The organism is Paraburkholderia sp. BR10954 (assembly GCF_040965775.1).
GTDB classification, from domain to species: domain Bacteria; phylum Pseudomonadota; class Gammaproteobacteria; order Burkholderiales; family Burkholderiaceae; genus Paraburkholderia; species Paraburkholderia youngii.
In genome coordinates this window covers 1-7,197 of the sequence record NZ_JBFRCK010000095.1, presented here as the reverse complement: position 1 = coordinate 7,197, position 7,197 = coordinate 1, and the positions used below count along the sequence as shown (strand labels likewise).

Sequence of the window (7,197 nt, the reverse complement as noted above, 5' to 3'; positions counted from 1 at the left end):
CTATGCATTTCACAAGAAATACGGCTACGGTGTGCGCTCGCTGGTCGAGGCACAGATCTCGCGCATCAAGCGCTGCATCGGCGAGCGCCTGCTGACGCAGGAGCTTGCGTCGCAGGAAGGCGAAGGCATAATCATCGCCAACCTGCTGAACCGGTGGAACGCCTTCGGCAAACCGGTTTGCGTCAAAAATGCATAGTCGCGTCCATGGCAAGGGAACTCGTACCCATCCGGACAAAGCCGCTGTTAACCCGCAACACAACCTGTTAACCTCGATCGTCGTGACAACAGGATCGAGGAGATGGGCAAACCAATCATCGACGACGAACTGTGGACACTGATCGAGCCACTTCTACCACTAGCGAAGCCACGCCGCTTCAAGTATCCGGGCCGCAAGCCGGTTCCGGATCGGGCCGCGCTGACGGGCATCTTGTTTGTGCTAAAGACTGGTATCCGATGGCGAGATTTGCCAGCAGAGATGGGATGCGGCTCCGGCGTCAGTTGCTGGCGAAGGCTACGCGATTGGCAACAAGCCGGCGTATGGGATCGATTGCACGCAATGCTTCTGGCGAGGTTGCGAGCGGTGAACAAGATCGACTTCTCGCGCGTGGTCGTGGATTCGTCTTCGATTCGTGCGATTGGGGCGGGCGAAAAATACAATCCGCCCCATGTTCCAAAAAATTTTGACTTAACAAAAAGCTGCCTATACGACAAGAAGAACAAGTAAGCCCTGACAGGCGTCGCAAATAGAGAGACAGGGGCTCGAGGGTACACCTCGCGTTCGATCACCAGACCGTTCGTGCTCAAGGGATGCAAAGACTTTGAAAACGTTTCACAATCGGAAGGCTTGACACCGCGGCAGTGTATGGAGTCGATCGATGCCTTGCTGAAAACGAACGAGAAGCTTCCCGAAGTGGCGCAATTCGCTGCTGGCCGAGCCATCTTGACCTTCAGGCAGATCTATGCTGCGAATGACCATTGGGGGCATGCCGAGAATTGACGTTGCCCGCAAATTTCGGATCCCTTAACTGAGCGGAGATTATGCCACCCGTGTGTTCTGGGCGGCGTACCAGTCCTGCTCGAATTGCATCGGGCTGACGTAGCCCAACGTCGAGTGCAAGCGCAAATGATTGTAGAAGCTCAGCCAGTCGATTACCTCATCCATCGCTTCGCGATGCGTTGCAAAGCGCTGGCCAAGGATGCGTGCTCGCTTGAGCGATCCCCACAAGCTCTCGGTCGGCGCGTGTCCCAACAATTTCCTCGACGGCTCATCGAGCTGCGCATGCCGTAGCCCTTAAGCAGGTCCTGGAAGTCATGACTGCAATACTGGCTACCCCTGTCGCTATGGACGATCAGGCCCGCTTCCGGCCGGCGGCGAAACCACGCCATACGCAGAGCGTCAGACGCCAGCTCCGTGCGCATGTGTGGCTGCATCGACCAGCCCACCACCTGACGGCTGAACAGGTCGAGGATGACCGTCAGGTACAGCCAGCCCTCGTCAGTCCAGAGGTAGGTGATGTCCGTACTCCAGGCCTGATCGGGGCGAGCAGGCGAGAAGTCGCGTTGCAGCAGGTTCGGCGCGACCGGAAGGTTGTGGTTGCTGTCGGTGGTGGCCTTGAAGCGGCGTTTGGTCTTCGCCTTGATGCCGTGCAGCTTCATGAGCCGCTGGACACGATCCTTGCTGACACGAATGCCCTGGGCAAGCTGCTTCTTCCACCCCCGCGGCCAGCCGTACTCGCCTTTGGATTCAGCGTGCACGGCCTTGATGTGAACCAGCAGCGCGTCGTTGCTGATGCGTCGGCGCGGACGCTCCGTATCGACGTCCGGGGCCTTGCGGGAGTGGTAACCACTGGGGCTGACACCCAGCACCTGGCAGGTCAGGGAAACCGGCCATTGTCGGCTGTGAAGTTCAATCAGGCGTACTTCAATCCGACACCTTTGCGAAGTACGCCAGCGCATTTTTGAGCTGTGCGATGAAGAAGACGAAGACACCGCCAACCACACTCGCGCCGGGCTTGGCCAAGGTCCTGAAGCGCCGTCACTACCCGCTTGAAGTGATTTTGCTGTGCGTGCGATGGTACGTGGCCTATTCGCTGAGTTTGCGCAATCTTGCGGAAATGATGGACGAGCGTGGCGTCGCGGTGGATCATTCGACGGTGTACCGCTGGGTCATCAAACTGTTGCCGCTCTTCGAAAGGAGCTTCCGCAAGCACAAGCGTCCGGTTGGGAAAAGCTGGCGAATGGACGAGAGCTATATCAAGATCAAAGGTGAGTGGAAATATCTTTACCGGGCAGTGGACAAGGCGGGCGACACGGTCGACTTCCTGCTCAGGGCCAGGCGGGACAAGGTCGCTGCCCGGCGGTTCTTTGAAAAGGCGATCGCCCATAATGGTACGCCAGAGACCGTGACCATCGACAAAAGCGGCTCCAATCTGGCCGCACTGGATGCGGTGAATGCCGATCGCGGGACGCCGATCAAGGTCCGTCAGATCAAGTATCTGAACAACATTGTCGAACAGGACCATCGGGCTATCAAACGCCGGACCCGGCCGATGCTGGGATTCAAGAACTTCCACCGTGCGAGGGTTATTCTCGGCGGCATCGAGGTAATGCACATGATCAGGAAAGGACAGATGAAATGTGCGGGCAAAGACCCGTCGCCTGCTTCCCAGCAGTTTTACTCCCTTGTGTCATAAGCAATACTTACCATATCGATATTTCTCGTCCCGACACCCTTACTGCAACAGAACCCATTGAATTGCCTCCTGAAGGGGCGCGCCCTGCAACGTCATCTCGAACAAACATTCATATGAGAGAGACGGAAGGACAATAATTTTCGTCCCATTTCGGGCACAATTTATTTGCGAAATGTCAATCTAACGAAGGCTCCTCATCTTGACGTCCACACCGACACGATCGTCGTCGTGGCGGTTTTGCCCTTAACGGGCGTACAATGCGCTGGCCCTGCTACGTCCTCAGTCAGCGAAAATGCAACGTCGTTGAGCAAGTTTTGGCTGAAACAAGGCGATGCAAACTACTGATGCTTTGAGACTGATCAAACTGGCACGATAGCGCATTCGCTATATTCAATTGCATTCGCAAGGACTCGTTCGCGCGTCCAGCGGTCGGCTCCATGTTCTGGGTTCCCATTCGTATGGCGGGTGCCGAATCGACGGATAAAATAGCAGTATTGGACCGAGCGGCGATCCGAGAAGTGATGTGACCGAGCAGCCTGCGCAGTGCGCTGACGACGCGTGATCGCGTTGTTGAAAGCATATCTAAGAGAGGGGTAAAGGCGACCCAGCCTGGAAACTAGATGTGTATTTTCACAGCCCGAAGATCGGAAGTCTGCCGGAGCCCGCGCGAAACGCGCGATATATTTCGGAATTCACGCTGGGTCGGTGCCAACACACGGCGAAAGTCAGTCGAAAAGTGCTGCGCCGATGCAAGATCCCTGTTATCCACCACTAGAACTTCGGGTGCGGTTCTCGCTTTATCGCAAAATGCCGGCACGGCTGGCGATAATCCGCTGATCCGCGGCGCAATGAAAGCCCGTCACGAAACGGAGCTGCATATGAACCAATCCGCGTTCGACTGCTTACAAGCAGCCCCGGATGCCGTTAGCGGAGCAATTCCTACGGACACCACGCACCCGGTCGCGCCGGAAAGGGAGAGCTCCTCGCTGCGGGCGGAACTCTACCGACAGCGGAGCCGACTGCACGAGACTAGTTCCGAGCGCGATGCAGCGATACAGAAGCAACGGTTCGCTGCATGCCCGAACGAGCAACTGGCGACCGTCGAAGTGGAACTGCGAAGGGAAATCCTCATGTTGCGCGAAGCACTTACCAAAAGTGACGACCTGATCGCCCTTCATACGATTTATCGCGAAAGTGCGGAACAGCGCGCTGCGGCCGAGCGTGAAAGCACGCGCGCAATGCGGGTACGGCTGAATGAAATGGATGTGCTGAATAGAGCATTGCAAGCGGAAGCAAGTGCGATGGAGCGGGTTTTGGGGAATCCTGCGCACTACCCATCGGGTCGGCAGGCCGATCCGCTCGCTGCTTTGCAGGGCAAGCGCGTTCTATATGTCGGGGGGCGGCCCGAATCTCTCCCTGCGATGCGGTGGGTCGTGGAAGCCTCAGGCGGAACGATGGCGCGCGGCAGCGACGCTGTGGACAGTACCGGTTTGCTGGCCGACGCGTTGCTAGATGTCGACATGCTCATGTTCCCTGCCGACTGTATCGACGACGATACCGTGAAGATGTTCGAGTGCATCTGTGAGCGCAATCATATCGCTTGCTATCGACTTCGCACGGCAAGCCTCGCAAGTTTTGTGGAACTGATCGACCGGCTCAGTGCATTTGCGAAAACGGGTGCTGGTGTGTGCTCCGCGCGCTTTTGCCTGAGGCACGGCTAGGAACCCCAACGGCAGGCCGCCGAGTTCGAAATGCTGCCGAAGGAGCGGCGCTGCGGACTGCACGTAGACAACTTCTCTATGAGTCAGCCCTGTCTTGCAGGCCTTTTTTCTGGCCACACCAAACGAAAGCCGAAGGTCATTGCGCCATAACAAAAGGAGATTGGCTATCACGTGACATCGTTGGACTGCATCTGCCCCGTCGGAATCCACTAGCAGGTAATCATTAATCTGCTGATGAACGTCATGCAAGCAATGTCAGGGCTTGAGAACGGACCTCGGCTGATCCGCATCTGTACAGAGGTGCTGGAGGGACGCGAGGTTCGGCTCAGCATTCAGGACAGCGGTCCCGGGATCGCTTTTGAAGACCGCGAACAGCTTTTCCGTCCGTTCTTCACGACCAAGGCGAACGATATGGGCATGGGTCTTTCCATTTGCCGTTCAATCGTGGAGGCTCACGGCGGGAACATCGGCGCCGACGTTGCGTCCGTAGTGGGGGCTGTCTTCCGCATCACGCTGCCGCTATATACCGGACCAGAGGAGAGTAGGGGTACGGCCGCGATGAAGGGCGCACTCAGTGGCCCCGCGCGATGAGGGGCTCTGGCAAAATTGCTGAAACGAGTCACAGGCGCACCGGTCGTCCGGTGTCTTCTTCCACTGAACAGTACATCAGAAAATGACACGATCCTCAGTACCGCCGTTTCCCCAAGCCGTCTTCTCGCCGGTCACGCGCAACGCAATTTTCATCGTCGCGACCATCAACGATGACGCCGCGAGCCGGGCCAACGTGCGCGCCTGGTGCGCCGATGTCGCGAATCTCACGCGCGCCATCGGCAAGCGTGTGCCATCAGGCAATCTCACATGCGTCGTTGGGTTCGGCTCGCACGCGTGGGACGCGCTTTTCGGTGCGCCTCGTCCGGCTGAACTCCACCCGTTCCGCGAATTCGGCGCCGGTGGGCGTGTAGCGATGGCGACACCGGGGGACCTGCTCCTGCACATTCGTGCCAACCACATGGACCTCTGCTTCGAACTCGCCACAGAATTGATGGCCCGCCTCGAAGGAGCGGCGACGACGGTGGATGAAGTCCATGGCTTTCGCAACTTCGATATGCGCGCAATGATCGGCTTCGTCGACGGCACGGAAAATCCGGTCGGTGAAGAGGCCGTGCATTTCACGGTGATCGGCGACACAGACCCGAACTTCGTGGGCGGCAGCTACGTGCTCGTGCAGAAGTACCTCCACGACATGAGACGCTGGGGTGCGCTGTCAGTAGAAGCGCAGGAGCACATCATCGGCCGCACGAAGCTCCGGGACATCGAGCTGAACGATTCGGTGAAGCCGAGCTGGTCGCATAGTTCCCTGACTACGCTCGAAGATGCCAACGGGGACGAGATCAAGATTCTCCGGGACAACATGCCGTTCGGCAGGCCCGGCTTTGGCGAATTCGGCACGTATTTCATCGGCTATGCACGCTCGCCGCAGCCCATCGAACAGATGCTGGAAAACATGTTTGTCGGCCGACCGGCTGGAAACTACGACCGCCTGCTCGACTTCAGCCGTGCCGTGACGGGCGGACTGTTCTTCGTGCCGTCCGAGCCTCTGCTCAAGGCGCTCGCCGAGCGCGACCCAGGAATCGCTCACACCATTACCGTCGCGTCTGCATCGTCCCGGGATATCCCAGACGCGCAGACAACCCAGAACATGCCGTCCGGCGATGGCTCGCTTGCCATCAGATCCCTCAAAGGAGCACCACGGTATGAATAATCTCCACCGCGAGCTGGCGCCCCATTTCCAGCGCGGCCTGGTCGCAGATCGAAGATGAAGTCGCGCGCACGTTCAAGCGCCTGGTCGCGGGCCGCCGAGTCGTGGACGTTACGGGATCGGGCGGTGCCGATCTCGCAGGCGTCGGCACGGGGCATCAGAACGGCATCGAGGCGCCGCTGGAAGGAATTCGCGCGAGCCAACGCGAAGTTCAATCGCTCGTCGAGTTGCGCGTGCCTTTCGCGCTGTCGCGCAACGCTATCGACGACGTCGAACGCGGCGCTGAAGACTCCGACTGGCAGCCCGCTAAGGACGCGGCCACGCGGCTCGCGTTCGCGGAAGACCGCGCGATCTTCGACGGCTACCGGGCCGCGCAGATCACAGGCATCCGCGGAGCTGCGTCGAACCCGGTGCTGCTGCTGCCCACGGACGCCGCAGGCTATCCAGCCGTGATCGCGAAGGCGCTCGAAGAACTGCGCCTTCAAGGCGTGGACGGTCCGTATACGTTGGTGCTCGGCACGAACGCCTATACAACCGTAAGCGAGGCGAACGAGCAAGGCTATCCTGTGCTCGAGCATATTCGTCGATTCGTGAGCGGTGAGCTCATCTGGGCACCGGCCATCGCTGGGGGCTGTATTCTCAGCACACGCGGTGGCGATTTCGCGCTCCACCTTGGACAGGATGTGTCGATTGGATATCTGAGCCATGATGACCAAAGCGTGCATCTCTATTTGCAGGAGAGCTTCACGTTCCTGCTGCAGACGTCCGAGGCCTGCGTAACGGTTCGGTCGGAATAGACGAGTCAGAAATGGGGTGGGAGACGGCCGCAAAGGAACGGCGTCTGATGCGACCGCTTGATCCGTGTTGCTGGCGCTCTGCGACGCACTGCGTCTGGACGTCCTCATAGCAGGCGCTTGAGAAGTCTTCAAGCTGAAACTGCGCGCTTCCGTCGGCGATTAGCCGTCGGATGACTTCAGAAAGCGACGTCTTGCCACTGTTGTTGCGGCCCACGACGACTGTAGTA

General features: G+C 58.6%; 6 protein-coding genes and 3 pseudogenes. 8 read left to right on the top strand and 1 reads right to left on the bottom strand.

The features are described 5' to 3' along the window. The 3 genes and pseudogenes from AB4Y34_RS40195 to AB4Y34_RS40185 all read left to right on the top strand — a co-directional run. The coding region (locus AB4Y34_RS40195) for a transposase (RefSeq protein ID WP_368719156.1) at positions 1–196 on the top strand (196 nt) is incomplete at its 5' end. Between the two features lie 102 nt (positions 197–298). After that, positions 299–652 (top strand): annotated as a pseudogene (locus AB4Y34_RS40190) (transposase); the annotation flags it as partial. A gap of 210 nt (positions 653–862) precedes the next feature. Continuing rightward, positions 863–997, top strand: a complete 135-nt coding sequence (locus AB4Y34_RS40185; protein ID WP_368719155.1) for a hypothetical protein — start codon at positions 863–865, stop codon at positions 995–997. Positions 998–1,036: 39 nt separating this feature from the next. Here AB4Y34_RS40185 and AB4Y34_RS40180 read toward each other — a convergent pair. Next, positions 1,037–1,949 (bottom strand): annotated as a pseudogene (locus tag AB4Y34_RS40180) (IS3 family transposase); the annotation flags it as partial. A gap of 21 nt (positions 1,950–1,970) precedes the next feature. Here AB4Y34_RS40180 and AB4Y34_RS40175 point away from each other — a divergent pair. The 5 genes and pseudogenes from AB4Y34_RS40175 to AB4Y34_RS40155 all read left to right on the top strand — a co-directional run bounded on the left by AB4Y34_RS40175 (position 1,971) and on the right by AB4Y34_RS40155 (position 6,970). Then, positions 1,971–2,693, top strand: coding sequence for an IS6 family transposase (locus tag AB4Y34_RS40175; protein ID WP_255215361.1), 723 nt, complete (start codon positions 1,971–1,973; stop codon positions 2,691–2,693). Positions 2,694–3,571: 878 nt separating this feature from the next. Next, positions 3,572–4,414, top strand: coding sequence for a hypothetical protein (locus tag AB4Y34_RS40170; RefSeq protein ID WP_368719154.1), 843 nt, complete (start codon positions 3,572–3,574; stop codon positions 4,412–4,414). A 234-nt stretch (positions 4,415–4,648) separates the two neighbouring features. Then, positions 4,649–5,005 carry an ATP-binding protein gene (locus AB4Y34_RS40165; RefSeq protein ID WP_176370020.1) on the top strand — a complete coding sequence of 119 codons (357 nt, stop codon included), beginning with the start codon at positions 4,649–4,651 and terminating at the stop codon, positions 5,003–5,005. Between the two features lie 82 nt (positions 5,006–5,087). Then, positions 5,088–6,176, top strand: coding sequence for a Dyp-type peroxidase (locus AB4Y34_RS40160; RefSeq protein WP_176370019.1), 1,089 nt, complete (start codon positions 5,088–5,090; stop codon positions 6,174–6,176). Continuing rightward, positions 6,169–6,970 (top strand): annotated as a pseudogene (locus tag AB4Y34_RS40155) (family 1 encapsulin nanocompartment shell protein). The gene AB4Y34_RS40160 and the pseudogene AB4Y34_RS40155 overlap by 8 nt, the downstream one beginning before the upstream one ends. The last annotated feature ends 227 nt before the right edge of the window (positions 6,971–7,197 follow it).

What these genes read in the sequence shown, in the direction of transcription:
- AB4Y34_RS40185 (WP_368719155.1), top strand. Translation starts at nt 863, where the DNA reads ATGGAGTCGATCGATGCCTTGCTGAAAACGAACGAGAAGCTTCCCGAA.
- AB4Y34_RS40175 (WP_255215361.1), top strand. Translation starts at nt 1,971, where the DNA reads ATGAAGAAGACGAAGACACCGCCAACCACACTCGCGCCGGGCTTGGCC.
- AB4Y34_RS40170 (WP_368719154.1), top strand. Translation starts at nt 3,572, where the DNA reads ATGAACCAATCCGCGTTCGACTGCTTACAAGCAGCCCCGGATGCCGTT.
- AB4Y34_RS40165 (WP_176370020.1), top strand. Translation starts at nt 4,649, where the DNA reads ATGAACGTCATGCAAGCAATGTCAGGGCTTGAGAACGGACCTCGGCTG.
- AB4Y34_RS40160 (WP_176370019.1), top strand. Translation starts at nt 5,088, where the DNA reads ATGACACGATCCTCAGTACCGCCGTTTCCCCAAGCCGTCTTCTCGCCG.